This window comes from Corynebacterium sp. MC3 (assembly GCF_900099485.1).
Classification (GTDB): domain Bacteria; phylum Actinomycetota; class Actinomycetes; order Mycobacteriales; family Mycobacteriaceae; genus Corynebacterium; species Corynebacterium pseudogenitalium.
Map to the genome: position 1 here is coordinate 41,825 of NZ_LT622813.1, position 25,678 is coordinate 67,502.

The 25,678-nt window shown below is 64.8% G+C and carries 25 protein-coding genes, 1 tRNA gene and 2 pseudogenes; 16 read left to right on the plus strand and 12 right to left on the minus strand.

The window, feature by feature from the left end:
* Positions 1-2: 2 nt before the first annotated feature.
* The 3 genes from BQ4436_RS03540 to BQ4436_RS03550 all read right to left on the minus strand — a co-directional run bounded on the left by BQ4436_RS03540 (position 3) and on the right by BQ4436_RS03550 (position 1,989).
* The gene (locus BQ4436_RS03540; RefSeq protein ID WP_070361930.1) at positions 3-710 is read right to left on the minus strand and encodes a response regulator transcription factor; all 708 of its coding nucleotides are present in this window, start codon (positions 708-710) and stop codon (positions 3-5) included.
* 478 nt (positions 711-1,188) lie between these two features.
* Positions 1,189-1,261: transfer RNA gene (locus BQ4436_RS03545), tRNA-Thr, on the minus strand.
* Complete coding sequence (locus tag BQ4436_RS03550; protein ID WP_083290865.1) at positions 1,240-1,989, minus strand: DUF364 domain-containing protein; 750 nt, start codon at positions 1,987-1,989, stop codon at positions 1,240-1,242. The genes BQ4436_RS03545 and BQ4436_RS03550 overlap by 22 nt, the downstream gene beginning before the upstream one ends.
* A gap of 45 nt (positions 1,990-2,034) precedes the next feature.
* On the opposite strand from BQ4436_RS03550, the gene BQ4436_RS03555 reads away from it, so the two are divergent.
* From BQ4436_RS03555 to BQ4436_RS03590, 8 genes are read left to right on the plus strand one after another with little or no spacing between them, the layout of a single operon-like run.
* Positions 2,035-3,498 carry a threonine/serine exporter ThrE gene (locus BQ4436_RS03555; RefSeq protein ID WP_246814913.1) on the plus strand — a complete coding sequence of 488 codons (1,464 nt, stop codon included), beginning with the start codon at positions 2,035-2,037 and terminating at the stop codon, positions 3,496-3,498.
* Between the two features lie 55 nt (positions 3,499-3,553).
* Positions 3,554-3,916 carry a hypothetical protein gene (locus tag BQ4436_RS12170; RefSeq protein WP_070361929.1) on the plus strand — a complete coding sequence of 121 codons (363 nt, stop codon included), beginning with the start codon at positions 3,554-3,556 and terminating at the stop codon, positions 3,914-3,916.
* Positions 3,917-3,918: 2 nt separating this feature from the next.
* Positions 3,919-5,202: an alpha,alpha-trehalose-phosphate synthase (UDP-forming) gene (locus BQ4436_RS03565; protein WP_070975540.1), complete on the plus strand. Its 1,284-nt coding sequence runs from the start codon at positions 3,919-3,921 to the stop codon at positions 5,200-5,202.
* Entirely contained in the window at positions 5,199-5,603 is a 405-nt protein-coding gene (locus tag BQ4436_RS03570) for an META domain-containing protein (RefSeq protein ID WP_070478098.1), read from the plus strand. The genes BQ4436_RS03565 and BQ4436_RS03570 overlap by 4 nt, the downstream gene beginning before the upstream one ends.
* A complete protein-coding gene (locus BQ4436_RS03575) occupies positions 5,600-6,283 on the plus strand; it encodes a trehalose-phosphatase (RefSeq protein WP_070478100.1) in 684 nt (227 codons plus the stop codon). Before BQ4436_RS03570 ends, BQ4436_RS03575 begins: the two co-directional genes overlap by 4 nt.
* 33 nt (positions 6,284-6,316) lie before the next feature.
* On the plus strand, positions 6,317-7,198 hold the full coding sequence (locus BQ4436_RS03580; RefSeq protein WP_246814914.1) for a metal ABC transporter solute-binding protein, Zn/Mn family: 882 nt from the start codon (positions 6,317-6,319) through the stop codon (positions 7,196-7,198).
* A complete protein-coding gene (locus BQ4436_RS03585; protein WP_070478104.1) occupies positions 7,198-7,878 on the plus strand; it encodes a metal ABC transporter ATP-binding protein in 681 nt (226 codons plus the stop codon). The genes BQ4436_RS03580 and BQ4436_RS03585 overlap by 1 nt, the downstream gene beginning before the upstream one ends.
* Positions 7,879-8,721 (plus strand): metal ABC transporter permease, encoded by an 843-nt coding sequence (locus tag BQ4436_RS03590; RefSeq protein ID WP_070975541.1) that lies wholly within the window; start codon positions 7,879-7,881, stop codon positions 8,719-8,721.
* Between the two features lie 55 nt (positions 8,722-8,776).
* Here BQ4436_RS03590 and rlmB read toward each other — a convergent pair whose 3' ends face one another.
* The 5 genes from rlmB to BQ4436_RS03615 form a co-directional block, all read right to left on the minus strand.
* Positions 8,777-9,715, minus strand: coding sequence for a 23S rRNA (guanosine(2251)-2'-O)-methyltransferase RlmB (rlmB, locus tag BQ4436_RS03595; protein ID WP_070975542.1), 939 nt, complete (start codon positions 9,713-9,715; stop codon positions 8,777-8,779).
* A gap of 259 nt (positions 9,716-9,974) precedes the next feature.
* Positions 9,975-11,312 (minus strand): cysteine--tRNA ligase, encoded by a 1,338-nt coding sequence (gene cysS, locus BQ4436_RS03600; protein ID WP_070975543.1) that lies wholly within the window; start codon positions 11,310-11,312, stop codon positions 9,975-9,977.
* 5 nt (positions 11,313-11,317) lie between these two features.
* Positions 11,318-11,809, minus strand: a complete 492-nt coding sequence (gene ispF, locus BQ4436_RS03605) for a 2-C-methyl-D-erythritol 2,4-cyclodiphosphate synthase (protein WP_070975544.1) — start codon at positions 11,807-11,809, stop codon at positions 11,318-11,320.
* Positions 11,810-11,819: 10 nt separating this feature from the next.
* Positions 11,820-12,545 carry a 2-C-methyl-D-erythritol 4-phosphate cytidylyltransferase gene (ispD, locus tag BQ4436_RS03610; RefSeq protein ID WP_070975545.1) on the minus strand — a complete coding sequence of 242 codons (726 nt, stop codon included), beginning with the start codon at positions 12,543-12,545 and terminating at the stop codon, positions 11,820-11,822.
* 14 nt (positions 12,546-12,559) lie between these two features.
* Complete coding sequence (locus BQ4436_RS03615) at positions 12,560-13,156, minus strand: CarD family transcriptional regulator (RefSeq protein ID WP_070361918.1); 597 nt, start codon at positions 13,154-13,156, stop codon at positions 12,560-12,562.
* Positions 13,157-13,366: 210 nt separating this feature from the next.
* On the opposite strand from BQ4436_RS03615, the gene BQ4436_RS03620 reads away from it, so the two are divergent.
* Genes BQ4436_RS03620 through disA form a run of 3 tightly spaced genes read left to right on the plus strand, consistent with a single transcriptional unit; the run spans position 13,367 to position 16,340 of the window.
* Complete coding sequence (locus BQ4436_RS03620) at positions 13,367-13,906, plus strand: hypothetical protein (RefSeq protein WP_070975546.1); 540 nt, start codon at positions 13,367-13,369, stop codon at positions 13,904-13,906.
* A gap of 6 nt (positions 13,907-13,912) precedes the next feature.
* Complete coding sequence (gene radA / locus BQ4436_RS03625) at positions 13,913-15,301, plus strand: DNA repair protein RadA (protein ID WP_071573134.1); 1,389 nt, start codon at positions 13,913-13,915, stop codon at positions 15,299-15,301.
* Positions 15,294-16,340, plus strand: a complete 1,047-nt coding sequence (gene disA / locus BQ4436_RS03630) for a DNA integrity scanning diadenylate cyclase DisA (RefSeq protein ID WP_070975547.1) — start codon at positions 15,294-15,296, stop codon at positions 16,338-16,340. The genes radA and disA overlap by 8 nt, the downstream gene beginning before the upstream one ends.
* Here the strand turns inward: disA and BQ4436_RS03635 are convergent.
* Both BQ4436_RS03635 and BQ4436_RS03640 read right to left on the minus strand, forming a co-directional pair.
* A complete protein-coding gene (locus BQ4436_RS03635) occupies positions 16,337-17,029 on the minus strand; it encodes a hypothetical protein (RefSeq protein ID WP_070975548.1) in 693 nt (230 codons plus the stop codon). The genes disA and BQ4436_RS03635 overlap by 4 nt on opposite strands.
* A gap of 5 nt (positions 17,030-17,034) precedes the next feature.
* Positions 17,035-17,643, minus strand: coding sequence for a carbonic anhydrase (locus BQ4436_RS03640; protein ID WP_070478115.1), 609 nt, complete (start codon positions 17,641-17,643; stop codon positions 17,035-17,037).
* Positions 17,644-17,674: 31 nt separating this feature from the next.
* Between BQ4436_RS03640 and BQ4436_RS03645 the strand changes: the two are divergent.
* A pseudogene (locus BQ4436_RS03645) lies at positions 17,675-18,629 on the plus strand (A/G-specific adenine glycosylase).
* Here BQ4436_RS03645 and BQ4436_RS11565 read toward each other — a convergent pair.
* Positions 18,608-18,778 (minus strand): DUF4236 domain-containing protein, encoded by a 171-nt coding sequence (locus BQ4436_RS11565; RefSeq protein WP_071565885.1) that lies wholly within the window; start codon positions 18,776-18,778, stop codon positions 18,608-18,610. The pseudogene BQ4436_RS03645 and the gene BQ4436_RS11565 overlap by 22 nt on opposite strands.
* Positions 18,779-18,806: 28 nt before the next feature.
* On the opposite strand from BQ4436_RS11565, the gene zupT reads away from it, so the two are divergent.
* From zupT to BQ4436_RS03670, 4 genes are all read left to right on the plus strand, one after another.
* A complete protein-coding gene (gene zupT, locus BQ4436_RS03650) occupies positions 18,807-19,574 on the plus strand; it encodes a zinc transporter ZupT (protein ID WP_070361911.1) in 768 nt (255 codons plus the stop codon).
* 41 nt (positions 19,575-19,615) lie between these two features.
* The gene (locus tag BQ4436_RS03655; protein ID WP_141742201.1) at positions 19,616-19,930 is read left to right on the plus strand and encodes a hypothetical protein; all 315 of its coding nucleotides are present in this window, start codon (positions 19,616-19,618) and stop codon (positions 19,928-19,930) included.
* Between the two features lie 66 nt (positions 19,931-19,996).
* Positions 19,997-20,947 carry a lipase family protein gene (locus BQ4436_RS11570; protein WP_246814921.1) on the plus strand — a complete coding sequence of 317 codons (951 nt, stop codon included), beginning with the start codon at positions 19,997-19,999 and terminating at the stop codon, positions 20,945-20,947.
* A 40-nt stretch (positions 20,948-20,987) separates the two neighbouring features.
* The gene (locus tag BQ4436_RS03670; protein ID WP_070975551.1) at positions 20,988-22,379 is read left to right on the plus strand and encodes a lipase family protein; all 1,392 of its coding nucleotides are present in this window, start codon (positions 20,988-20,990) and stop codon (positions 22,377-22,379) included.
* A gap of 430 nt (positions 22,380-22,809) precedes the next feature.
* Here BQ4436_RS03670 and BQ4436_RS03675 read toward each other — a convergent pair.
* Positions 22,810-25,658: pseudogene (locus tag BQ4436_RS03675) on the minus strand (ATP-dependent Clp protease ATP-binding subunit).
* Between the last annotated feature and the right edge of the window lie 20 nt (positions 25,659-25,678).

The window sequence follows — 25,678 nt, forward strand, 5'->3', positions numbered from 1 at the left end:
CCTTACTTACGAGGTGTACGCAGCACATAGCCGACGCCACGCACCGTGTGAATCAACGGCACATCACCGTTATCCACCTTGCGTCGCAGATACGAAATGTACGACTCAACCACGTTGCCGTCGCCACCAAAGTCGTAGTGCCACACGTTATCCAGAATCTTCGCCTTCGACAGCACCACCTCAGCATTCAGCATCAAGTAGCGCAGCAGGTTGAACTCAGTCGGCGACAGCTCAATGATCTCGCCGGCCTTCGTCACCTCGTGCGTCTCATCATTCAACGTCAGATCGGCGTAGCGCAGCGTCGTATCCTCATCTGCGTCCTCCGTCACCTTGCCACGACGCAGAATCACACGCAGACGAGTAATCACTTCCTCCAAGGAGAACGGCTTCGTCACATAATCATCGGCGCCAATAGTCAGGCCGTGGATCCGGTCCTCCACCGCGTCCTTCGCCGTCAGGAACAACACCGGGCCGTCAATGCCCTCGCTGCGCAGCTTGCCCAACAGCTCAAAGCCATCCATCCCCGGCATCATCACGTCAAGGATGAACGCGTCCGGACGGAAGTCCTTCACCTTCTCCAGCGCCTCCTGGCCAGACCCCGCACTCTCAACCTCAAAGCCCTGGAACTTCAAAGAAACCGTCAACAACTCAACGATATTCGGCTCATCGTCAACAACGAGCACCTTTACAGGCTTCGTAGCCTCAGACATGTACAGTTCACTCCTTCATAGACCAGGGCATTCCACGCCTCCTGTTACTTCTCTCAGGAAACGCGTCGGCGCCACGAATGGCTTCCACGCCCGCGAACATAACTGTCTCTATCTAACGCCGTTTCTCTGAACGTTTCCTGTACACCCCCTGCACGTGGGTGAGTAAAACAGGGATAGTCCGCCGGGAGAGGCGGGGTTGGGGCCGGTTGGATTTCGTTCCGGTCGACCTCTTAGCGTCGACCAATGCAGGTCGTCGGGAATGACTGTGCATTGCCTGGGCACCAGATCTCACCGCCATCAAACGCTGAACTGGGGAAACGTCGCTTGGCCTTGGCGAGAATGGGGAAATTGGTGCACCGGGGCGATTGCGGGGCGTCGGGCATCAAAATAGTTCCCTGAGCCGGGGAATTTTTCGGGCGCTCCCCCAACGCAAACACCCCCTCCCCGGCGTTAGGTACGTCCCGGGAGGGGGTTTCAGAGCTAGAGACGAGACTTGAACTCGCAACCTACGCATTACAAGTGCGTTGCGCTACCGATTGCGCCACTCTAGCAGCGCTGAAGAGTCTACACTAACGTTCACTCGTTTACCGAAATCCCACTTCCTACCTCCACCGATGCCCTTCAGCGTCCCGACGAGCCCGGCAGGGTCGGTGGGGATGAACCCGGAAAGGGTGGTGGCGCCGGCATCGAAAAGCGTGGGTGTCATTGGGGTTGATGGACCGACAATGATGGTGTCCAGCCCGGATGCGAGCTCCAAGAGGCGGGGCATCGTTTTGTTCACGAGGGCAGAGGCGGTGATGAAGACTGCGTCCAGATTCGGGGCGAGGTATTCGAAGGCGGAGTCCGGATAGTCGCCGGGACGTTGGACTCGCTCGAAGACGTAGAGGTCGGCGACGTCGCGGAGGGTGCGCTCCAGGCCTGGGAAGTGCCCGACGACGCCAACGCGCTTGCCGGCGTAGTGGGAGGCGTAGGCGACGAATGCGTCCGGAGCTTCGGCGAAGTGGGATGCGTCGCGGTTCACCCAAGCATTGATGGCGGCGAGGCCGACGCCGGCTTCGGCGAAGTTCCACGATGTGACCATGGAGGCGGCGTCGATAAGAGGGCGTCCGATTGGGGACTCGGAGAGGACGGGGCGGCCGTCGCCGGAGTAGACGGCGGCGATGCCGACGTGGCCGTCGGAGGTGCGGAGCCAGGCCCAGTGGGGTGCGATGCCGAAGTCGGTGACGGTGATGGTGGTCGGGGTGGCGTCGATAAGTTGCTCGTAGAGTTGCCAGGTCATGTGGCCATTCTAGGCGTGTCGGGGTGGCTTGCTAGGGTCGAATACGTGAACTTGAATTCGCTGTGGGAGTTTGTCCGCGGGTCGCGCCAACATGTGGCAACGATTGACGCGGCGCGAACGTCGCCACCGCCGTCCGTGCTTGCCCCGATCGATCTGACGGATACCGCGCAGGTAGCCGGGGTGATGAATATTGCTGCGCGCATTGGGGAGATCCTGATCGCGAATGGCACGACGTCTTCGGATGCGATTGCGCAGATTCACACAGTGACGTCTTCGTATGGGCTGCACTACTGTCATGTGGACATCACCGTGAACACGATCATGATTAACACGATTATTGGGGTGCACAAGCGTACCCCGGTCAACGTGTTCCGCGTGGTCACGATGATGAGCGAAAACTACCACAAGCTGCAGGAGGCGGACCGGCTGATTCGCTCGATTCGTTCGGGTGCCACGCCACCGGAGCTTGCGGAGAAAATCCTCGACGATATTGATAACTCCCCTATCCCGTGGCGCAATACGCGGTACCTGGCGGGTTGGCTGGTGATGGGCGCGGCCGTCGCGATTTTGCTGGGCGGGGACTTGTTCATGTCAGCGATCGGCGGCCTGACGTCGTTTCTCATCATGGGATTTAACAAGATTCTGTCCCGCAACTCCCTGCCTTACTTCTTCCACTGCGCCATCGGCGGCTTCTTGACGACGATCCCGGCGGCGCTGTTCTACGAGGTCGCGCCGATGATCGGCAAGACGATTGTGCCCAGCCAAGTGATCGCGGTGGGCATCGTGGTCCTGTTGGCGGGTCTGACCTTGGTGCAGTCGCTGCTTGACGGGGTGACGGGCTCGCCGGTGACGGCCTCGGCGCGATTCTTCCAGACACTGCTCTTTACCGGCGGCATCGTGGCTGGTGTCGCGATTGGGTTGAACACGTGGGAGCTCATGGGCCTGGGCTTGCCTCCGCTGGAGACAATGCTGGGGACCCCAACGTTTAGTGGTGCGGCGGCGCGTATTGCGGGGAGTACGTTGGCGTCGGCGTCATTCGCGGTGACGTGCTTCGCGGAGCGCCCCGCGGTGGTGGTGGCGGCGTTTACGGCCGCCGCCGGTTCGAGTATGTATTACCTGTTTTTGATCCCAATCGGCTCCGGTGCGTTGATGGCGACGGCGGCGTTGGCGTTCGTCGTCGGCCTTGCGGGTGGTTTGATTGCCCGCCGTTTCCTGATCAACCCGGTGATCACCGCGGTGGCTGGTGTGACCCCGTTCCTGCCTGGCTCTGGTGTGTATCGCGGGATGTACGCCATGATGAACGAGCAGATCGTGGTGGGCCTGACCAACCTGTTCATGGCGGTCGGCACCTGTATGGCGCTGGCTGGCGGTGTGGTGTTTGGCGAGTGGGTGGCGCGCCGTCTGCGTGCCCCGCAGCACTACATTCCGTACGAGGCTTTCAAGCGGGCCGGGCGCTTCACGTTCCAGCAGATCCGACGACGGAGGCCCCCAGGCGGGCTTCGTCACTAATATTGGCGTAGAATCGTTGTGCTAGTAATGCGCGTCATACAAGGAGGAACCCGTAGTGCCACCCAAGATCACCGACTCTCGCCCCTCGCCTGAGGCGCTCCACGCCGTTGAGGAGCAGACAGCATCTGGTGCTCGCAGGATTGTTGCTACCTACGCCGAGGACTTTTTTGATGGCGTGACCTTGATGTCCATGCTCGGTGTCGAGCCACAGGGCTTCGTGTACAAGAAGTACGCGGAGGAAGTCCTGGGCGCTGAGGAAGAGGAAGAGCCGAAGAAGGCGACCAAGAAGAAGGCTACGAAGAAGAAAGCCACCAAGAAGAAGGCTTCTAAGAAGAAGGCCACGAAGAAAAAGGCCACCAAGAAGAAAGCAACAAAGAAAAAGGCCACCAAAAAGAAGACTGTAAAGAAGAAGTCGTAGTTGTGAATGAGTTCGTAGTGGTGGCTAACCGCCTGCCCGTCGACCGTGTCGAGGGCGGGTGGAAGGCGTCACCCGGCGGGCTCGTGGCTGCGCTCGCACCCGTGTTGCGGGCACGCGCCGGTTGCTGGGTGGGGTGGTCCGGCGCGGTGGATGAACCGGTCGCGCCGTTTCGCTTTGATGGCATTGACCTGCACCCGGTGACGTTGGACGCCCAGGACTACGAGGAGTTCTACGAAGGTTTCTCCAACTCGACGTTGTGGCCGCTCTACCATGACTTGATCGTGGCCCCGCAGTACAACGAGCAGTGGTGGCGGCGCTACCGCGACGTTAACGTCCGCTTCGCGCGCGCGACCGCCGAGGTGGCGGCGCAGGGCGCGACGGTGTGGGTGCAGGACTACCAGTTGCAGCTGGTGCCGGGCCTGCTGCGCGACATGCGCCCCGACCTGACCATCGGGTTCTTCCTGCATATTCCATTCCCCTCCCCCGACCTGTTCCGTCAGCTCCCGTGGCGCGAGGAACTCATCGGCGGACTCAACGGCTGCGACCTGGTGGGGTTTCAGCGCGAGGCGGATGAGCGCAACTTCCGCGCGCTCGTCGGCGACGATAACAACAGCCCGCGCAGTGGAACGTTCCCGATCTCGATTGACCCGGCGGCGGTGCAGGTTGGCTCGCCGGAAGCGGTGGCGAAGCTGCGGGCGTCGGTAGGGAATCCTGCGGCCCTGATGCTGGGGGTGGACCGCATGGATTACACGAAGGGCATCCTGCAGCGTTTGCTCGCGTTTGAGCAACTGCTCGAGGAAGGTGTCGACGCCACCCTGATCCAGCTGGCCACTCCGTCGCGGGAGCGCATCGAGCACTACCGCGAGACCCGCCGCCAGGTCGAAGAGGCCGTGGGCAGGATTAACGGCCGCTTCGGCTCGGTGGGTCGCCCTGTGATCCACTACATGCATCGCGGTGTATCCAAGCAGGAGCTGGGCACGTTCTATGCGGCTGCGGACGTGATGTTGGTGACGCCGTTTAAGGACGGCATGAACCTGGTGGCAAAGGAGTACGTGGCCTGCCACCCGGACGGGGACGGCGCGTTGGTGCTGTCCGAGTTCGCCGGCGCGGCCGTGGAGCTGCACGATGCGTATTTGTGTAATCCGTTCGAGGGGGCGTCGATACTTCGGGCGATGCGGGAGGCACTTGACCCGGATCCGGAGCGGATGCGGCGGATGTATGCGCGCGTGTTGGGGCACGATGTGCACCGGTGGGCCGCGGAGTTTTTGCAGGAGGTTGCGCGATGAAACGGCTGGTTGTTGCAGGTGCAGCACTGGGGCTGGCGGCGTGTTCGCCGGCGCCGCCGGTGTGGCAGGTCGTTGCGGTGTACACGGCTCCGGACACGCCGGGGGATGTGCCGGATCGGGCGAATGTGAGCATCGACGGTTCGAAGCTGACGGGCTCGACGGGATGCGGCAAGGTTGAAGGCGACGTCACGGTCACTGAAGACACGCTGACGGTCAACGAGATTTCTTTCGCCGACACGGCGGGCTGCGAGGGGGCGGCGCGCTACACGCACGATCAACTGGCGTCGCTGGTGGTGCCGGAGGCCACGTTCCGAATCAACAATGTCAGTGACACCGAGAAGGTACTCACGCTCGAGGGCGACGACGTGAACGAACCGAGCATACGGGTGATGATGCTGTGAGTTCCATCGCCTACTTATCGACGGCCCCTTCGCTCCTTGTCTGCCTCGATTTCGACGGCACGATCAGCGAGCTGAACCCGGACCCTTATGCGGTGAAACCGCACCCGGTGGCGCTGGAGGCGATTGAGCGCCTGGCGCACGCCCCGAATACGGAGGTGGCGATGCTGTCCGGCCGCCACCTGGAGGGCCTGCGCAGGGTGTTCCCGCTGCGGAACCCGGTGGTGTTGGTGGGTTCGCACGGCGCGGAGCCTGGCCCGGAGCTTACGCCGGAGGATGTCGAGTATTTGGACGCAATCGAAAAGCAGCTGGAGGCGATCGCGGTCCCGCCGGCGTACGTGGAGGTCAAGCCGTACCAGCGGGTGCTGCACGTCGCGCCGGTGGAGGACGCGGCGGAGCGCGAGCGCATGCTGGCGGAGGCGCTGCGGATTCAAACGCCTCGCCCTGTCACCCCGGGTAATAACGTGGTTGAGTTTTCCGCGGTGGATGTGTCGAAGGGCTCGTGGCTGCGGGCCCACAAGCAGCGCTTTGCTGCGACGCTCTTCGCTGGTGATGACGTCACGGACGACACAGCGCTAGCGGTGCTGGGGCCTGCGGATGTGGGGATCAAGGTAGGGGTCGACGTCGCAGGCGTGGACGAGATGGCGGCCTTCCTGAAGGCGCTCGCCGACGCTCGTTGTTGATATTCATTTTCAATACCACGTACAATGGCGGCCATGTTTTCACGACGCTTCATTGGCATCCTTGCTGCATCGACGCTCGCACTGAGCGCCTGCAGCAGCACTGACAGCACCGGCGACACCGCAGCTGATGCCGCCGACGGCCAGATCGTGGCCACGACGCAGGTGTGGGCGGACGTCGCGAGCCTGGTGACGGGCCAGGACGTCCCCGCGATCATCTCGAATACCTCGGTGGACCCGCACGACTACGAGCCGACGGCCGCCGACCTGGCGCAGGTGGCGAAGGCAGTGCTCGTGGTGGCCAACGGCGGCGCATACGACGCCCGCATCTACGACGCGGCGGAGGACGCGAACGTGATCTCCGCACTGCCGCTGACGGAGGCGCACGAGCACGAGCACGGTGAGCATGGCCATGACGACCACGACCATGAGGGCCACGACCATGACCACGCCCACGAGGAAAACGAGCACATCTGGTACTCCACCGCGGCGATCGCGAAGGTGGGCGCGGACCTCGCGCAGCGCACTGATGGCAGCACGGACGCGCTCGACGGGAAGCTCGAGCAGCTGCAGACGAAGCTGGACAGCCTCAAGGCAGCCCGCGTGGCGCAGACGCACCCAATCGCGGACGCGATCATCGAGGAGTCCGCGCTCGAGGACGTCACTCCGGAGTCGTTCCGGCACGCAACGCTGAACCACTCGGAGCCGTCCTCGGCGGCGCTCGCGGAGTTCATCGCTGCACTCGAGTCCGGCGAAATCGACATCCTGATTAACAACCCGCAGAGCCCGAACGGTGTCTCCGACAAGCTGGTTGAGGTGGCGAAGGCCAACAACGTGAAGGTCGTCGACATTTACGAGACCCCGCCGAACGGCGAGAACTTCTTCGACTACTTTGCCAAGGCGCTTGACGAGCTCTAATGCTGCACCTGACCAACGCCTCTTGTGATCCCCTGTGGCACGACATCAACCTCGATGTCGCCGCGGGGGAATTTGTCGCTGTGCTGGGCCCGAACGGCAGCGGCAAGTCCACGCTGCTCGGCACGATCCTGGGTACACGCAAGCTCAGCTCGGGCACCATCACGGCGCCGAAGAACATCGGGTTCATCCCGCAGCAGCGCATGTTCCCGCCGGAACTGCCGGTGCGGGTTCGCGATCTGGTGTCGCTCTCGCTTGAGCACCGTCCGCTGCGTCGGCCGAGGAAGGGGGACGTCGATAAACTGCTGGACAGCGTGGGCGCGCTCCACCTTGCCGACGCCCGCGTGGGCACCCTGTCGGGCGGCCAGCAGCAGCTGGTGCGACAGGCGCAGGCCTTTGCGAAGCAGCCCGATCTCATCCTTGCCGACGAGCCCCTGCTCTCCCTGGACGTGGCGCGCCAGCGCGACTTCGTGTCCCGGCTGCACGCCGCGAAGGTCGCGGTGGTGATGGTGACGCACTCCATCGATCCGGTGATCGACATCGTGGACACGGTGCTCTACCTGGGCCCGCACGGGCACGTGGTCGGCAGTGCCGACGAGGTGCTGCGCTCCGAGGTGCTCAGCGAGCTGTACGGCGCTCCGGTGGAGGTCGTGCGTGTGGGTGGGAAGACGGTGATCCTGTAAATGCTGGAGCAAACGCAGTACCTGCTCGGGTTCGATTTCGTGATCGTTGCGCTGATTGCCTGCGCGATGCTGGGCGTGCTCTCGGGTGTGATCGCGCCGCTGATCGTGATGCGGAAAATGTCATTCGCGGTGCACGCTACTTCTGAGTTGGCGTTGATGGGTGCCGCGGTTGCGCTCGTGACGGGCCTGAACCTCAGCTTGGGGGCCGTCGTCGGCTCGATTGTGGCGGCGATCGTGCTCGTGCTTTTGGGGCTTCGCAGCGATACGGATTCGTCTGTGGGCGTGGTGATGAGCTTCGGCATGGGTATCTCCGTGCTGTGCATCCACCTCTACCCCGGCAACTCCACCACGGCGATGGCGCTGCTCACCGGCCAGATCGTCGGGGTGAGCAGGGAGAACCTCGGGGTGCTGACTGCCACCACGCTGCTAGTCGTGGTGGCCGTGATGGTGCTGTGGCGGCCGCTGCTGTTCGCCTCCGTAGACCCGGAGATGGCGGCCGCCAGCGGGGTACGCGTGAAGATGCTGGCCACGCTGTTCGCCATCCTGCTCGGCATGGCGGCCGCCCAGACCGTGCAGATCGTGGGCGTGCTGCTGGTGATGGCGCTGCTGATCACGCCCGGCGCGTCCGCGGTGGCCATTACGGCGCGGCCCGCGGCGGCGGTGGTCTACACAACTCCCAGTGGTTCAGAAGCAACCAGCCCCGCGGAAGCTGGGGAGAAGGGAGGGGGGGGGACTGGCGGGTTATGCACCTCTGGTGGTGTAGAGTGGCGTGGTCTGTGCTCTTCGCGGAGCTCGCCGCCGTGGGCGGCATGCTGCTCTCGCTGGCGCCCGGCCTGCCGGTGAGTGTGATGGTGGCGTTCGTGTCCTTCGCCATCTACCTCGTGTGCCGGGCGGTGGGCTACTTCACGCGGCGCTGACGTGCGAACTCGCTGAGCACCACGCCGGCCGCGACGGAGGCGTTCAGGGACTCTACCCAGTCGGTCGTCGGGATGGACATGATCACGTCGCAGTTTTCCCGCACGAGCCTGGAGATGCCCTTGCCCTCCGAGCCGACGACGATGACTACCGGGTCGGTGGCGCCCTCGAAAGTGTCCAGTGTGTGCTCGCCGCCCGCGTCGAGGCCCACGACCATGTAGCCGTTGTCCTTGAACTGCTTGACAGTACGGGTCACGTTGGTCACACGCGCGACAGGCAGGCGAGCCGCTGTGCCCGCCGAGGTACGCCACGCCACGCCCGTCATCTGCGCGGAGCGGCGCTCCGGGATGATCACGCCGTGGCCGCCGAACGCGGCCGTCGAGCGGATCACCGCGCCAAGGTTGCGCGGGTCGGTGATGTTGTCCAGGATGACGAACATGCCGGTCTCCCCGCGGTCCGCCACACCCGCGACCAGGTCGAAGACGTCCGCGTACTTGTACGGCTGGATCTTCAGCCCGATACCCTGGTGCATGCCGTTGCCGGTCATCATGTCCAAGTCGTGGCGGTCCACCTCCTGCACCGGGATGTTGCGGGAGTTCGCCAGGGTGACGGCCTCGCTGAGGCGGTCGTCGTGCCCGGTGCCGCGTGCCACGAACAGCGCCTCGGCTGGCACCTTGGCGTGCAGGCACTCCACGACGGGGTTGCGGCCAACAACCATGTCCGGCAGCTCGCGCTCGTGGCGGCCCTGGTCGCGGCGCTTGCGCTCCAGCTTGCGCTTGTGCGCCGCGTGGTAGACGCGGTCCTCGGCCTTCGGGGTTGCGCCCTTGCCGCGCAGCCCGCGGCGACGCTGCCCGCCCGAGCCCTTCGTGGCGGTCTTCTTGTTCTTCTTCTGCTTATCGGGGCGGTGGTATGGCTTGGCCATTAGTTCTCCTTCAGTTGCCACTGCGCGCCGTCGGCGGTGTCGGTGACCTCGATGCCTGCGGCGGCAAGGCGGTCACGCACGGCATCGGCCGCGGCCCAGTCCCCGTCTCCTCAAGGAGACAAGAGACGGGTGAGAGACAGGTGCTCCACCCGGGCCCGCACGGGCACGCGGACGGCAGTGCCGGCGTGGGGCGGCGCTCCCAAGATCGGAAGAGCGTCCGGGAGGGGAAGAGGGGAGAACTCGGGGGGTGCCGGATGACTCAAAAAAACACGAACTCACGCACGGCATCGGCCGCGGCCCAGTCCTTCTCGGCACGCGCGGCGGCCCGGCGCTCAAGCTCGGCACCAACCAACACATCAAGTGCCTCGGTTACTCCATTATTTTTCGACGCCCCATCGTCCCACACACCGGGGTCCACACCCAACACCGCGGCCATCGCACGCACCTGAGCAGCCAACTCGCCAGCCCTGGCGGTGTCGTGCGCGGCGAGCGCCTTGTTGCCTTCGCGGACCACGTTGTGGATTTCGGCGAGCGCGCGGGGCACGGAGAAGTCGTCGTCTAGCGCCTGGGCGAAGCCTTCCGTCCAGGTGGTCGACTCGGGCGTGCCGGCGCGATGCACGAAGTCCTCGATGCGGCGGTAGCCCGCCGCGGCCTCCTGCAGCGCCTCCGGCGAATACTCCAGCACGCTGCGATAGTGCGCGGATCCCAGGTAGTAGCGCAGCTCCACCGGGCGCACGGCGTCCAGCATGTTGTCGATGCTCAGCACGTTACCCAGCGACTTCGACATCTTCTCGCCCGCCATGGTCACCCAGTGGTTGTGCATCCAGTACTGGGCGAAGCCATCACCCGCGGCGTGGGACTGCGCCTGCTCGTTTTCGTGGTGCGGGAACTGCAGGTCCAGACCGCCGCCGTGAATGTCGAACTCGGCGCCCAGGTACCAAGTGGACATGGCGGAGCACTCCAGGTGCCAGCCGGGGCGGCCGTCGCCCCACGGGGTCGGCCAGCTCGGCTCGCCCGGCTTGGCGGCCTTCCACAGTGCAAAGTCGTGGCTGCCGCGCTTGCCGTGCACGTCACTTTCGCCCTGGTTCATCTCCTCGACACGGTTGCCGGACAGGGAACCGTAGTCGTCGCTCGCCTTCGTCCAGGCGGCCACGTCGAAGTAGACGGAGCCCTCGGAGGCGTAGGCGAAGCCGGCGTCGATAAGCCGCTGCATGTAGTCGACCATCTGGGTGACGTGGCCCGTGGCGCGCGGCTCGACAGACGGTGGCAGCACGCCGAGGGTGTTGTAGGCACGCGTGAACTCGCGCTCGTACGTGCTGACCCACTCCCACCACGGCCGATCGTGCTCGGCGGCCTTGTTTAAGATCTTGTCATCGATGTCGGTGACGTTGCGCACGAACGCGACGTCGTAGCCCTTGGCCGCGAACCAGCGGCGCACAATGTCGAACGCCACCCCCGAGCGCAAGTGCCCGATATGCGGGGCGGACTGTGGCGTGGCCCCGCACAAGTAGATGGAAACGTGGCCCTCACGCAGCGGGCGGAATGGACGCAGCGTGCGCGTCGCGGTGTCAAAAATCTGTTGGGTCTCGGCAGTCACGGCCCTTAGCTTAGTGCAACCAGCGCAGTAGCGACGGCAGCGCGCCCCTCACCCGAACCGGTGAAACCCATGTGGTCCGTCGTAGTCGCCGACACCGACACCGGGGCACCGAGCGCCTCCGAAAGCACGCGCTGCGCCTCCTCGCGCACCGGGCCCATCTTCGGGGTCTGGCCAATCATCTGCACCGACACGTTGATCACCTGGTGGCCATGCTCCGCGAGCAGCTCGCGCAGCTCATTGAGCAGCTGCGTGCCCCGCACCCCGTCATACTCCGGCCGACCCACCCCGACGAAGGACCCCAGGTCCCCCAAGCCCGTCGCTGAAAGCACCGCATCCACCACGGCATGGCTGACAACATCGCCGTCCGAGTGTCCCTCGCAGCCGTCTTGGCCCTCGTGGAGGATGCCCGCGATCCAGCACGGCTTCCCGGCCTCGATCTGGTGCGCGTCAAACGCTGTACCGACCCTGAACTGTGGAAAATCTGTGTGCGACGTCATGCGCGCAAGCCTACCGCGTACTCCCCGACGGCACCTCGAAGATTGTCGGCTCAGCCTCGTCCGTAATGCTCTGCGCCAGGCGCATGTCAATCGGCGTGGTGATCTTAAACGCCATCGGGTCCCCCTGTACCGTGTGCACGTCCACGCCGAACCACTCCATCAGGCTCGCGTCATCCGTGGCGACGAAGTCTGGCGTCCCTTCGTAGTACGCGCGGTTCGCGGCGAGCAAGGTACGCAGGTCAAAGCCCTGTGGCGTTTGCACTGCCCGCAGCGTCGAGCGATCCGGGGTGCCGACGACGCGCCCAGCTGCGTCGATCTCCTTAATGGTGTCGACGACCGGCAGCACCGGCACCACCGCGTCCGCGCCCTCGAGCACGGCGCGGGCGACGCGCGCGATCATACCGGGCGGGGTCAGGGCCCGGGCGGCGTCGTGAATGAGCACGCAGGCGTCCTCGTGCTCGATCGCCTTGAGGCCCTCGTAGATAGAATCGGCGCGCTCCGCGCCCCCATGCACGAAGCGGACGTCGTGGCCTCGCAGCGTGGTGCGCGCGATCTCCTCCATCTCGGGGCTGACCACCACGATGATCGAGTCCACGACCTCAGCGGTCTCCATCGCGGTCACCGAGCGCTCCAGCAGGCTGCGACCGCGCAGCGGCACAAACGCCTTCGGCACGCTCGCCCCGAGCCGCGTGCCCTTGCCTGCCGCGGCAACGACGGCCACTACCCTGCGAGACATTTGGCTACGTCCCGCTACTTCTCGTCGTCCTCATCGTCGTCGAAGCTGAGGTCATCCAGGTCGATGTCATCCTCGTCCTCAACCACCACGTCAGGCGCGAAGGAAATACCGGCCTTGACCTGCTCCTCAATAATCTTGCGGACGCCCTCTTCCAGCTCCTCGACCTTCTTCTCGTCGACTGGCTCCGCCAGCGCGAGTTCGCCGACGAGGATCTGGCGCGCCTTGCCCAGCATGCGCTTCTCGCCCGCAGACAGGCCCTTGCCCTGGTCACGGCGCCACAGGTCGCGGACAACCTCCGCCACCTTATTAATGTCACCGGACGCGAGGCGCTCCTGGTTCGCCTTGTAGCGGCGGGACCAGTTGCCGGCCTCCTCAACGTCGGTCTCACGCAGCACCGAGAAGACCTTCTCCAGGCCTTCCTTGCCGACGACGTCGCGCACACCGACAAGCTCGGTGTTCTTTACAGGAACGCGGACCTCAAGGTCCGACTGGAGGATTTGCAGTACGAGAAAGTCGAGCGTTTCTCCGCCAATTTCGCGCTGCTCGATGTCGGCGATGCGTGCCGCACCATGATGCGGATAGACAACCACTTCTCCGACTTTGAATTCCATGAACACTCCTTGAGGATGACAACCGGCTCAGTAACCTCACCACCCTACCATTACGGGCCGTAATGGGGACGCGCACCCGCGATGCGCCGAACTCAACTAAAGTTTAACCCCACCCGCGCCGCCTGGGCCTGGTACGCGTGAGGAAACTGTGAAAAGTCTAGGTCCAGGCGCTAGGGTTGTGCGGAGAAACATATATGTGAAACAAGAACGATGGAGGACACCCACGTGAAGTCCCTGAAGCCGGTTTTCGCACTCGCAACCGCACTGCTCATGGCCGGATGCTCCGCAGGCCAAATCACTCAGACCTCTGACCAGGTGGCTGCAGTTGACGGCGCCAACGTCGAAACCGAGAACGGCGAGCTGGCCGTGCAGGACGTCACCGTCGTCCTCGACGAGACCGGCTCCACAGCACTGAAGTTCAGCGCCCTGAACCAGGACACATCGATGACGTCGCACTCGCTGCGCTCCGTTTCCGTCGATGGCACCCCGGTCAGCATCGAATCCTCGAAGGAAATCGGCTACAACTGCGTGCTCGTCGGCGACTCCGCTGCAGGCCTGGACCGCATGCCGCAGGATGACGGCAAGAACTGCATCGAGTACATCCGCACCGCCCTGCCGAACGACAGCTTCGCGTACGGCGGCACCGTGCCTGTGACCTTCACGTTCGACACCGGCACCCTCGAGGTCAACGCCCCGGTTTCCGCTCCGCTGCTGCCTTCCGGCCAGGTCCACCGCGACCTGAACAAGTAAGGCTCTATGGCGAAGAAGCCTCGGGTGATCCACACCTGTTCCGAGTGTGGATACTCCTCTCCTAAGTGGCTTGGCCGCTGCCCTGAATGCGGCTCTTGGGGGACATTGCAAGAATCAGCGCCGGTGGTTACCGCCACCCGCGCGACGGGGGTCTCCAGTGCGCCGCGTGCCGCTGCACTCACGCCGCAAACGCCTGCGCGCCCAATCACAACTATCGACGCCGCCGCGACCAAGACGGTGCGCTCCGGCATCGGCGAGCTTGACCGGGTGTTGGGCAACGGCGTGGTGCCTGGGTCGGTGGTGCTCATGGCGGGCGAGCCGGGCGTCGGCAAGTCGACGCTGCTGCTTGAGGTGGCCTCGCGCTGGGCGGCGATCGATGGGCGCAAGGCGCTCTACGTCACCGCCGAAGAGTCGGCGGGGCAGGTCCGCGGGCGCGCCGAACGCACCGGCGCACTGCGGGAGCGCCTCTACCTGGCGGCCGAGTCCAACCTGGACATCGTGTTTGGTCACGTGGAGCAGATCAAGCCCTCGCTGCTCATCGTGGACTCGGTACAGACGATGCACGCTCCCGGTGTGGAGGGCGTGCCGGGCGGCGTTGCGCAGTCCCGCGCGGTCACGGCCGCGCTGACCACGCTGGCGAAGACCACTCACCTGCCGATTCTGCTGGTAGGGCACGTAACCAAGGACGGCAACGTCGCGGGCCCGCGCGTGCTGGAGCACCTGGTGGACGTGGTGCTGAACTTCGAGGGCGACCGGCAATCAAGCCTGCGTATGCTGCGCGGTATCAAGAACCGATTTGGCGCGACTGATGAGGTGGGCTGCTTCGAGCAGACCGCCGAGGGGATCCGCGAAGTACCGGACCCGTCCGGGCTGTTCCTCTCCCACCGCGGCCGCACCCCGGATGGTTCCGCGGTGACCGTGGCGATGGACGGGGTGCGCCCAATGCTCGCGGAGGTGCAGGCGCTCACCGTGGACCCGGTGAACAAGTCGCCCAGGCGCGTGGTCACGGGCCTGGACGGCAACCGCGTGCCGATGGTGCTGGCGGTCCTGCAGGCGCGCTGCGGGCAGCGCACGAACGACAAGGACGCCTACGTGGCAACCGTGGGTGGGGTGCGCATCACGGAAACCGCGACCGACCTAGCGGTGGCGCTGGCGACCTGGTCGAGCCTGCACGAGACACCGCTGCCACCAAAGACGGTGGTGATCGGGGAGGTCGGCTTAGCCGGCGAGATCCGGCGGGTGCCGAACCTGGGGCGTCGGCTCCAGGAAGCGGCACGCCTGGGATACGAGCACGCAATCGTGCCCGCGGGCGAGTCCCTGCAGGTCCCGGGCCTGCGAATTGAGCAGGTGGCCACGGTTGGCCAGGCTATCGCTACACTTGCACAGCATGAGTGATGACACGATGCGCGCCGCCCTCGAGCGCCTCGCCCCCGGCACCGCACTTCGCGACGGCCTCGAGCGAATCCAACGTGGCCACACCGGTGGCCTCATCGTCCTCGGCGACGGGCCGGAGGTCGTCGAGATTTGCGACGGCGGCATCGCCTTCGACATCGCCTTCCAGCCACCGCTGCTGCGCGAGCTGTGCAAGATGGACGGCGCCGTCGTTTTATCCGCCGACGGTTCCCGCATCACCCACGCCAACGTGCAGCTCGTGCCCAGCCCGCACTTCCCCACCAGTGAGTCCGGCACCCGCCACCGCTCCGCGGAACGCACCGCGCTGCAGACCGGCAGGCCGGTGATCTCGGTGTCGGCGTCGATGAATACGGTGACGGTGTACGCGGGTGGGCGTCGCCACCGCTTGGAGGAGCCGGCGGTCCTGATGGGCCGGGCGAACCAGGCACTGTCCACGGTGGAGCGCTATCGCCAGCGCCTCGACATGTCGAACCACCGCCTGTTCGTGGCAGAGATGAACAACTATGCCACCGTCGCCGACGTGCTCAACGTGCTGCAGCGCCAGCTGATGCTCGAGCGCGCCGTCACCGATCTGGAGCTGAGCATTGTGGAGTTGGGTGTCGACGCCCGCCAGCTCAGCCTGCAGCTTTCCGAGCTGGAGGGCAACAACGCCCACGACGTTGAGATGCTGGTGCGCGACTACATCGCGACGACCACCGTGCCCACGGACGAGCAGGTCCACCAGGCCCTCGAGGCCTTGGACACTCTGCCGGATTCGGAGCTGCTGAACACGACCGCGCTGGCGCGCCAGCTGGGGCTGCCCGCGAACGAGGAGAACCTCGTGCAAGCGCTGATCCCGCGTGGCTACCGGGCGCTTGCGCGCGTGCCTCGCGTGCAGAAGTTCTTGATGGATCAGATCGTGGCCGTCTTCGGCACGCTGCCCGCCATTTTGGAGGCGCAGCCGGAAGACTTGAGCTCCGCAGACCACGTGACCAGCCTGTGGGCGCGCCACATCTACGAGGGGTTGCGCCGCCTCAGCTAAGTCAGGTTGAACGGGACCGCGTCGGAGGCGTTGTCGCCGATCACGGTGTGAAGGTAGTACGACCCAGCTGGTACTGGCTGGCGGTCGGTGCACACGTTCGGCTGCGAGCTGGTACCCGACCAGCGGGCTTCAAAGCCACGCTTCGAGTCACGCGGGAACGTCTCCTGACCAGCAAAGACAGGGTCAAAGCAGTCGACGTCGGACCACACGCGGTTGTTGGTAGCCATGTCGTAGACCTCAAAACGCATGATGTTGGTGTCCAGGTCGATGACGCAGTCCGCGTCCGTCGGGTTCTGCACTTCCATGTAGAACACCGGCTGCTCCCCTACCGCGTACGACGGCTGGTTTGTCGACGCCACCACACGCAAATCCTTCAGCTCACAGGTGCCCGATGGGGCAGCCTGCGTGTGCTCTGCTGACGAGGTCGGCTCGGTCGGCTCACCGGATGCGCTTTCCTTTGCAGTTTCGGACTCACTCGGCGTCGCAGCACCCGGTTCCGGCACTGTCGGCTCCGTGACAGGCGTGGTGGTGGGCGAAGTGGACGTCGATACGTCGGCGTCGCCGCCGCCTGAGCGCGCCATAGCGCTCAACCCCCACACCAGGAACACCACGAGCACCAACAACGCAACGAGCGCCGCAACGCGGCGGCGCCGGTAGATCTCGGGAGGAAGCGGATGCTGGTTAGTCATGCCCCTTACTCTATACCGAAGTTTTCCATGGTCGGGTGAACCTGGCCATCGGCAAGTTGGTAGCGTGCCGCAACTACGCCGACAGTGCCGTTCGCCAAACGCTCCGCGAGCACCGGCACGCGCTCAATGAGGTGCTGCGCGCTCAAGTTCGCGTGGGTGACCTCAACATCCTTCGGGTCACGCGTGGGCGACTGAAGCACCGACGGCACGATCTTCTCCACGAACACGCGCACCAACCCGTCCGGGACTTCCTCCGTCTCCACCGCGTTGAGCGCCGTACCGACCGCGCCACAGGACTCATGCGACAGGAACATCACCAGCGGCACATTCAGCCCTTCCACCGCGTACTCGACGGAGGCGGACACCGCGGCGTCGACGCAACCGCCCGCTGTGCGGATGACGAAAATGTCGCCGAAGCCGACGTCGAAAAGCAGCTCAACTGGGACACGCGAATCCGAGCAAGCGACGACGGCGGCGATGGGGTTCTGGCCGTCTCGGAGCTGTTCGCGCCACGTGGGGTCGCGGTGCGGGTGCGTCTCCTGGCTTGCAACGAATCGTTCATTTCCTGCCCTGAGGAGTTCCCACACCTCACGAGGCGTCTTTTCTGTACTCATAGGCTATATTTTGGCAGAGATGACTGAGGATATGGCCAAAATTCGAACAAACCTCCAACCCGCCGAGATTAACCCGTGGTACCGCGCCAACGCGCGTGAGCTTCCGTGGCGCGCACCAGGCACAAGCGCGTGGGGCGTGCTACTCAGCGAGGTGATGAGCCACCAGACACAGGTGGCGCGCGTCGCCCCCATCTGGGAGGAGTGGATGCGGCGCTGGCCCACCCCGGAAGCCTTCGCAGCCGCCGGCGCCGACGAGGTGTTGCGCGCCTGGGGCAGCCTCGGCTACCCGCGCCGCGCGCTGCGTCTGCTGGAGTGCGCGCGAGTGATCACTGAGCTTCATGACGGCCACGTCCCCCGCAGCGTGGAGGAGCTGCTGGCACTGCCCGGCATCGGCGATTACACGGCCCGCGCCGTGGCCTGCTTCGCGTACAGGGAAAACGTGCCGGTGGTGGACACGAACGTGCGCCGGGTGGTCGCGCGCGCCGAGCGCGGGCGGCCCGTCGCACACCCGCGCAAGGCGGAGCTCCAGGAATCACCATGTGTATGCGTCTGTCCTTTATCACCATGTGTATGCGCGCAAGGCGGAGCTCCAGGAGGTGGCGGCACTGCTGCCCGCCGACGATTTGGAGTGGGACGGCCCGACCTTTTCGGTCGGCCTGATGGAGCTCGGCGCCCTCGTGTGCACCGCCACAAACCCGGACTGCGGGGCGTGCCCGGTCAGCCGCTGCGCGTGGGTGGCAGCGGGCAAGCCAGAGCCGAACCCGGAGGAGCAGCGCAAGAAGAAGACACAGCGCTTCGCCGGCACCGACCGGCAGGTGCGCGGCAAGATCATGCGGGTGTTGCGCGGCGCGTCCGCACCCGTGCCACAACGCGACATCGACGTGGTGTGGCCCGATGCAGCGCAACGCTCCCGCGCCCTATTTTCACTCCTTGAGGACGGCCTCGCCGCCCAAGACGACGCCGGCTACTTCCACCTACCGCGGTAATTAAACCCACCGGGCAGCTTCACCCACACGCCGCCGCGCGAGTTGAACGTGACAGGGCCGACCTTCGTGGAAGCCGAAGCACCAGACTTAGAGAAGTTCAGCCACGAGTTCTTACTCACCTTGTGCTTCTTGCGATAATAAATTCCCATGCGCTCAGACTACACATAGACTGTCCGCATGACTTCGAGCGTTTTGATCGCATTCGCGATGACCCTGTTGGCCGGCATCTCCACCGGCATCGGCGGGGTGGTCGTGGCGCTCAAGTCCACCATTGGCGACAGGTTCCTCGCCGGCAGCCTCGGGTTCTCCGCTGGAGTGATGGTCTACATCTCACTCGCGGAGCTGCTCCCCGCGGGCATTGACGCCCTCGACCAGGGCCGCGCGATCCTCGGGTTCTTCGGCGGGGTGGCGCTGATCGCGGTGATCGACAAGCTGGTGCCGCACGACATCAACCCGCACGAAAGCATCCAGGGCGACGAGGACAAACGCGCCCAAGCGATGCGGCGCGCCGGCGTGATCACCGGCGTGGCAATCGCCCTGCACAACTTCCCCGAGGGCTTCGCCACCTTCATGTCCGCGCTCGCCGACCCGTACCTGGCCATCCCGATCGCCGTCGCGATCGCGCTGCACAACATCCCAGAAGGCGTCGCCGTGGCAGTCCCGCTACGCGAAGCCACCGGCCGACGTTGGTGGGCCGCCGGGTGGGCCACCCTCTCAGGGCTTGCTGAACCGCTCGGAGCGCTCGTCGGGTACCTCATCCTCGCGCCCTTTATGGGGCCGACCACGATGGGCTACTCCTTCGCGGTGATCGCCGGAATCATGGTGTTCATCAGCTTCGACAAGCTGCTGCCGAACGCGATTGCTACCGGGCACCACCACTACAGCGTCTACGGCGTCATGGGTGGCATGGCGATTATGGCCGTGAGCCTCATGCTGCTGCCCTGACAATTGTACGTCACAGACATTTGTACGTTAAACTCCCGACCATGAAACATCATTGGTCAAAAATTTCCCTGACCATAGCCTGCGCTATGGCCCTCGGCGCCACGACAGCGCCCATCGTTGACGCCACCCCACTTTCATCCGAGAGCGCCACCTCCCAGCGCTTCACGCAACGTGTGAAGCCACAGCTCGTCCGCTACGAAACCACCACCGAGGACGGCTCCCGCGCCCCCGTCACCGCCACCCTCTACGACACCCCCGACGCCAAAGGTCTCGTCGCCTTCGCCCCCGGCACGCGCGGCCTCGGAGACCACTGCGCCCCGAGCAACAGCCCCGCTATTCTGCGCACAGCCAACTAAAAATCAGTCAATATTGACTACGAGCGCGGCATCGTACGCAAGCTTGTCGACGCCGGCTACCGCGTCATCGTCACCGACTACGTCGGCCTCGGCACCCCAGGCACGCACACCTACCTCAACCGCATCGACCAAGGCCACGCCGTCATCGACGCTGCCCGCACCGCCGCACACGACGGCGAAAAAATCGCGTTCTGGGGCTACTCCCAAGGCGGCGGCGCATCCGCCGCAGCAGCCGAACTCGTCGCCGACTACGCCCCCGAACTCAACGTCGTCGCCGCATTCGTCGGCGCCCCACCCGCCGATCCGCTCGCAGTCCTGGAACAAGCAACCAGCAAGCAGATCAGCGCCGTCGTCGGCTTCGCCGCTGTCAGCTTCGCGTCCACCTACCCTGACTTCCGCGAAGCCCTCTACGCCGAACTCAACGAAGAAGGCGTCGATACGCTCGAGGCGCTCTCCAATGCCTGCATGGCGGAGGCACCCCGCGTCGCGCCGAAACCCTTCACCGAGTACACCAAGAGCGGCGAAAGCCTCGCCGAACTCGCCCAGGCCAACGCGACCCTGCGGGCGCGCCTCGACCAGAACAAACTCGGCCGCGTGCCCACGAGCATGCCGACCCTCGTGCTCACCAACCCTGACGACGACCTGGTCCCTTCTCCACAAGTGACCCAGCTCGCCCGCGACTACTGCAGCGTGGGCGCACCGGTGGAGTACCGAGCAGTTGCCATGCAAGGTGTCCGCCCCGAAGCCCCCTTCGCCAACGTCGACGGCTCCGCCCACACCCTGCCCCTCTACCTAGAAAGCTCCAACGCCATCACCTGGCTCGACGAGCGCTTCGACCCCGACGCGGCCGCATTCACCGCAACCTGCCCCATCCCCGACACTCCCCCAATCCAGTCTGACCATCTCATCCTGCAGTACACCAACGAAACCATCGGCGCGATCTTCCTCGGCATCCTCGGCGTGCTCAGCGCCGTTGGGATGGGTGCCTGGATGGTCGGCACGGGGCTGATGCGCTGACCTAGTTCGGGCAGAGGGGCGTCGTTTACAATGACCGACTATGCACATTCGGTCTACACTTTCAGCGCTGTGCGCCCTCGCACTCGCCGCTCCCCTCGCCCCCTCCGCCGCCGCGAGCTCGCTCGACCCGTTGAGCTCCGTGGCGGAGGTGGGCTCCTCCGCCATCAAATCCGCCTTCCGCCCCGCGCCGAAAGTCGTGCGCTACGAAACCACCACTGAGTCCGGCACGCGCGCGCCAGTCACCGCCACCCTCTACGACAGGGACAACGCGAAGGGGCTCGTCGTCATCGCGCCCGGCACCCGCGGTATGGCCGACCACTGCGCACCCAGCAAGAACACCTCGCTGATCTCCTCCGACTCAGGGACCTCCTTCAGCGTCGACTACGAGCGCCCCATGGCCCACATGCTTCTCGACGCCGGCTACCGCGTCATCGTCACCGACTACGTCGGCCTCGGCACCCCAGGTACGCACACGTATCTCAACCGCGTCGACCAGGGACACGCCGTCATCGACGCCGCCCGCTACGCCGCACACGACGGCGAAAAAATCGCTTTCTGGGGCTACTCCCAAGGCGGCGGCGCATCCGCCGCAGCAGCCGAACTCGTCGCCGACTACGCACCCGAACTCAACGTCGTCGCCGCATTCGTCGGCGCCCCACCCGCCGACCCACTGGCCGTACTCGAACAGTCCCGCGGGACTCTGATCACCCCAGTCGCCGGTTTCGCCGCCGTCTCCTACTCCTCCACCTACCCCGACTTCCGCGAAGCCCTCTACGCCGAACTCAACGCGGAAGGCGTGCGCACCCTCGACGCCCTATCCAAGGCGTGCATCCTCGACGCCGTCCGAATCGCCCCCAAGGAATTCAAGGCCTACACGAAACGTGGCGTCAACCTGGCCGAACTCGCCCACGACAACCCCGTCCTGCGAGCCCGCCTCGACCAGAACAAGCTCGGCCGCGTCCCCACCAAAGTCCCAACACTCGTGCTCACCAACCCCGACGACGACATGGTCCCCGCCCCACAAGCCGTCCAACTCGCCCGCGACTACTGCACGCTCGGCTCACCCGTGGAGTACCGCAGCGTCTCTATCCCCGGCACCCGATCCACGCCACTCGACTCCGGGTCCTCCACCACCCCATTCGCAAACCTCGCCGGTGCTGGCCACGCCCTGCCAATCGTCCTCGAGACCGCCCACGTGATCACCTGGCTCGACGAGCGCTTCGACCCACACGCGCCAGCCTTCACCCCGAACTGCAACATCCCCGACAACACCTCCATCAACACCGCCTCGAACTACCAGTACACCGGACCAGTCGCCGACGCCATCCTCTTCGGCATCTTCGCTGTACTCAGCGCTGTAGGTTTAGGCACCTGGCTCGTTGGCTCCGGCCTGCCGAACCCGGCTTTGGTGTGGGCGCACCAAATTCGCTGATTTGGGAGCGCGTTTTTTGCGTTTCCCCCAGGTCGCTGCCACCGCGCGAGGGAATTTGGTGCATCTTTGGATGCGCTGAGTGCCAAAGGACGCAATTCTAAAATCCACGGCCTCCATTCTTGCAGGTCAGAAACGTGCTAGACGTATAAGGTTGCGTCTATTGGCACTGGACCGGCTACGATCGCACCAAATTCGCTGATTTAGGAGCGCGTTTTTGCGTTTCCCCAGGTCGCTAACGCCGCGCGAGGGAATTTGGTGCATCTTTGGATGCGCTGAGTGCCAAAGGACGCAATTCTAAAATCCACGGCCTCCATTCTTGCAGGTCAGAAAAGCACTAGACGTATATGGGTGCGTCTATTGGCACCAATACCCACCCCACCAAGACAAAAAGAAAGCCGCACCACCAGGGTGCGGCTTTCCAACCTATTGATTAGACCGGTTCAGGTCCCCGACCGTCGGAATCGGAGTCGGAGTCAGGCTCAGGACCAGACTCTGCGCGCTCGTCCGGGAACTGGGAGGCCTCGGTCTCCGGGGTGCCCTCGGAAGGGGCGATGTCACGCACGGCTTTCTCCTCAGGTTCGTCGGACGCGGCGTCCTCACCGAACGTCTCCGCTGGCAGCGGGCGTGGGCGCGGAGTGAACGTGAAGGTCGCGTCCGGCGCTGCCTTGCCGCGGGTGTTGCGGGCGGCTTCGACGTCGCCGTCCCAGCCTTCGACGTCGCCGTCCCAGCCTTCGACGTCGACGGTAATGATCTCGCCGGCGCCGATCTCGCCGAACAGGATCTTCTCCGAAAGCAGGTCCTCGATCTCGCGCTGGATGGTGCGACGCAGCGGGCGCGCACCGAGCACTGGGTCGAAGCCGCGGATGGCCAGGAGGTTCTTGGCCTTCTCGGTAAGCTCGATGCCCATGTCCTGCGCGGCCAGGTTGGTGTCCACGCGGCTGATGAGCAGGTCCACCATCTGCACGATTTCTTCCTGGGTCAGCTGGCGGAAGACCACGATTTCGTCGATGCGGTTGAGGAACTCTGGTCGGAAGTGCTTCTTCAGCTCGTCGTGAACCTTGTTCTTCATGCGCTCGTACTGGGCATCGACGTCGGTGGCGGTGTTGCCGGTGAAGCCGAGGCCGACTGGCTTGGAGATGTCGCCGGTACCCAGGTTGGAGGTGAAGATGAGCACGGTGTTCTTGAAGTCCACCATGCGGCCCTGGCCGTCAGTGACGTGGCCTTCCTCGAGCACCTGGAGCAGCGTGTTGTAAATCTCCTTGTGCGCCTTCTCGATCTCGTCGAAGAGGACCACGGAGAACGGCTTGCGGCGGACCTTCTCGGTGAGCTGGCCGCCCTCCTCGTAGCCGACGTATCCCGGAGGGGCACCGAAGAGGCGGGAAGCGGTGAAGCGGTCGTGGAACTCGCCCATGTCGACCTGGATGAGGGAGTCCTCGTCGCCGAAGAGGAACTCGGCAAGTACCTTGGACAGCTCCGTCTTACCAACGCCGGACGGGCCGGCGAAGATGAAGGAGCCGGATGGTCGCTTCGGGTCCTTGAGCCCGGCGCGGGTGCGTCGGATGGAGCGCGACAGGGCGCGGACGGCTTCGTCCTGGCCGATGATGCGCTTGTGCAGCTCGGACTCCATGTTGAGCAGGCGCGAGGACTCGGACTCGGTGAGTTTGAAGACTGGGATGCCGGTCCAGTGCGCGAGCACATCGGCGATCTGGTCTTCACCGACCTCGGCGATTTCCTCGAGGTCGTCAGAGCGCCACTTCTTTTCCTTTTCCTTGCGCTCCTCGCCGAGCTTGCGTTCGGTATCGCGCAGGCCAGCCGCCTTCTCGAAGTCCTGGGCGTCGATGGCGGCTTCCTTCTCACGGCGGACGTCGGCGATGCGCTCGTCGACTTCGCGCAGCTCGGAAGGGGCGGTCATGCGCTTGATGCGCATGCGGGCGCCGGCCTCGTCGAGGAGGTCGACGGCCTTGTCCGGCAGGAAGCGGTCGTTGATGTAGCGGTCCGCGAGGGTGGCGGCGGCCTTGAGGGCGTCGTCGGTGTAGGAGACGCGGTGGTGCGCCTCGTAGCGGTCGCGCAGGCCACGCAGGATGGTGACGGTGTCCTCGACGGAGGGCTCGTCGACCTGGACGGGCTGGAAGCGGCGCTCGAGGGCGGCGTCCTTCTCAATGTGCTTGCGGTACTCGTCGAGCGTCGTCGCGCCGATGGTCTGGAGTTCGCCGCGTGCCAGCTTCGGCTTGAGCAGCGAAGCAGCGTCGATGGCGCCTTCGGCAGCGCCGGCGCCGACGAGGGTGTGGATCTCGTCGATAAACAGGATGATGTCGCCGCGCTGGTTGATCTCCTTGAGCACCTTCTTCAGGCGCTCCTCGAAGTCACCGCGGTAGCGTGAGCCTGCAACCAGAGAGCCCAGGTCGAGGGAGTAGACCTGCTTGTCCTTGAGCGTTTCGGGGACGTTGCCGTTCGCAATGTCGAGCGCGAGGCCCTCCACGACGGCAGTCTTGCCGACGCCCGGCTCACCAATGAGCACCGGGTTGTTCTTGGTGCGGCGCGAGAGCACCTGCATGATGCGCTCGATTTCCTTGTCGCGTCCGACCACCGGGTCGAGCTTGCCCTCGCGGGCTGCTGCGGTGAGGTTGCGGCCGAACTGGTCGAGCACGAGCGAGTTGGAACGCTCGCCCTGCTGGCCCGGGCGCGGCCCGCCCATGATGCCTGGGCCCTGGCCCTGTCTCTTATACCCCTCTCGATGTGCACATCTGGATGTGTATAGGAGACGGTGCCTGGGCCCTGGCCGGCGCCCGCGAAGCCGGGGCCGCCGCCCTGCGGGGTCTCCGGGTTCTGTGCTTCGCCGCCCTCGTAGCCGGAGAGCAGCTGGATGACCTGCTGGCGTACGCGCGGCAGGTCGGCGCCGAGCTTAATCAGCACCTGGGCTGCGACGCCATCACCCTCGCGGATGAGGCCGAGCAGCAGGAACTCGGTGCCGATGTACTTGTGCCCCATCTGCAGGCCTTCGCGCAGGGAGAGCTCCAGTACCTTCTTGGCGCGTGGGGTAAATGGGATCTGGTCAGTGACCGGCTGCGTGCCGTGTCCGATGATCTCGATGACTTCGGAGCGGACGTCGTCAAGATTGATACCCATGGACTCGAGCGCCTTTGCTGCGACGCCTTCGCCTTCTTTAATAAGTCCGAGCAGGATGTGTTCGGTACCCATGAAGTTATGGTTCAGCTCGCGCGCCTCCTCCTGGGCTAAGACGATGACGCGGCGGGCCCTATCGGTAAACCTCTCAAACAACTGGCTGACCCCTTACTAAT

Coding starts and splice junctions, on each gene's coding strand:
- rlmB (WP_070975542.1), bottom strand. CDS start 9,715: ATGGCCAAGCCATACCACCGCCCCGATAAGCAGAAGAAGAACAAGAAG.
- BQ4436_RS11565 (WP_071565885.1), bottom strand. CDS start 18,778: ATGGGAATTTATTATCGCAAGAAGCACAAGGTGAGTAAGAACTCGTGG.
- BQ4436_RS03615 (WP_070361918.1), bottom strand. CDS start 13,156: ATGGAATTCAAAGTCGGAGAAGTGGTTGTCTATCCGCATCATGGTGCG.
- disA (WP_070975547.1), top strand. CDS start 15,294: ATGAGTGATGACACGATGCGCGCCGCCCTCGAGCGCCTCGCCCCCGGC.
- BQ4436_RS03580 (WP_246814914.1), top strand. CDS start 6,317: ATGTTTTCACGACGCTTCATTGGCATCCTTGCTGCATCGACGCTCGCA.
- ispD (WP_070975545.1), bottom strand. CDS start 12,545: ATGTCTCGCAGGGTAGTGGCCGTCGTTGCCGCGGCAGGCAAGGGCACG.
- radA (WP_071573134.1), top strand. CDS start 13,913: ATGGCGAAGAAGCCTCGGGTGATCCACACCTGTTCCGAGTGTGGATAC.
- BQ4436_RS03620 (WP_070975546.1), top strand. CDS start 13,367: ATGGAGGACACCCACGTGAAGTCCCTGAAGCCGGTTTTCGCACTCGCA.
- BQ4436_RS03635 (WP_070975548.1), bottom strand. CDS start 17,029: ATGACTAACCAGCATCCGCTTCCTCCCGAGATCTACCGGCGCCGCCGC.
- zupT (WP_070361911.1), top strand. CDS start 18,807: ATGACTTCGAGCGTTTTGATCGCATTCGCGATGACCCTGTTGGCCGGC.
- BQ4436_RS03590 (WP_070975541.1), top strand. CDS start 7,879: ATGCTGGAGCAAACGCAGTACCTGCTCGGGTTCGATTTCGTGATCGTT.
- BQ4436_RS03640 (WP_070478115.1), bottom strand. CDS start 17,643: ATGAGTACAGAAAAGACGCCTCGTGAGGTGTGGGAACTCCTCAGGGCA.
- BQ4436_RS03570 (WP_070478098.1), top strand. CDS start 5,199: ATGAAACGGCTGGTTGTTGCAGGTGCAGCACTGGGGCTGGCGGCGTGT.
- ispF (WP_070975544.1), bottom strand. CDS start 11,809: ATGACGTCGCACACAGATTTTCCACAGTTCAGGGTCGGTACAGCGTTT.
- BQ4436_RS03670 (WP_070975551.1), top strand. CDS start 20,988: ATGCACATTCGGTCTACACTTTCAGCGCTGTGCGCCCTCGCACTCGCC.
- BQ4436_RS03655 (WP_141742201.1), top strand. CDS start 19,616: ATGAAACATCATTGGTCAAAAATTTCCCTGACCATAGCCTGCGCTATG.
- BQ4436_RS03585 (WP_070478104.1), top strand. CDS start 7,198: ATGCTGCACCTGACCAACGCCTCTTGTGATCCCCTGTGGCACGACATC.
- BQ4436_RS03540 (WP_070361930.1), bottom strand. CDS start 710: ATGTCTGAGGCTACGAAGCCTGTAAAGGTGCTCGTTGTTGACGATGAG.
- BQ4436_RS03550 (WP_083290865.1), bottom strand. CDS start 1,989: ATGACCTGGCAACTCTACGAGCAACTTATCGACGCCACCCCGACCACC.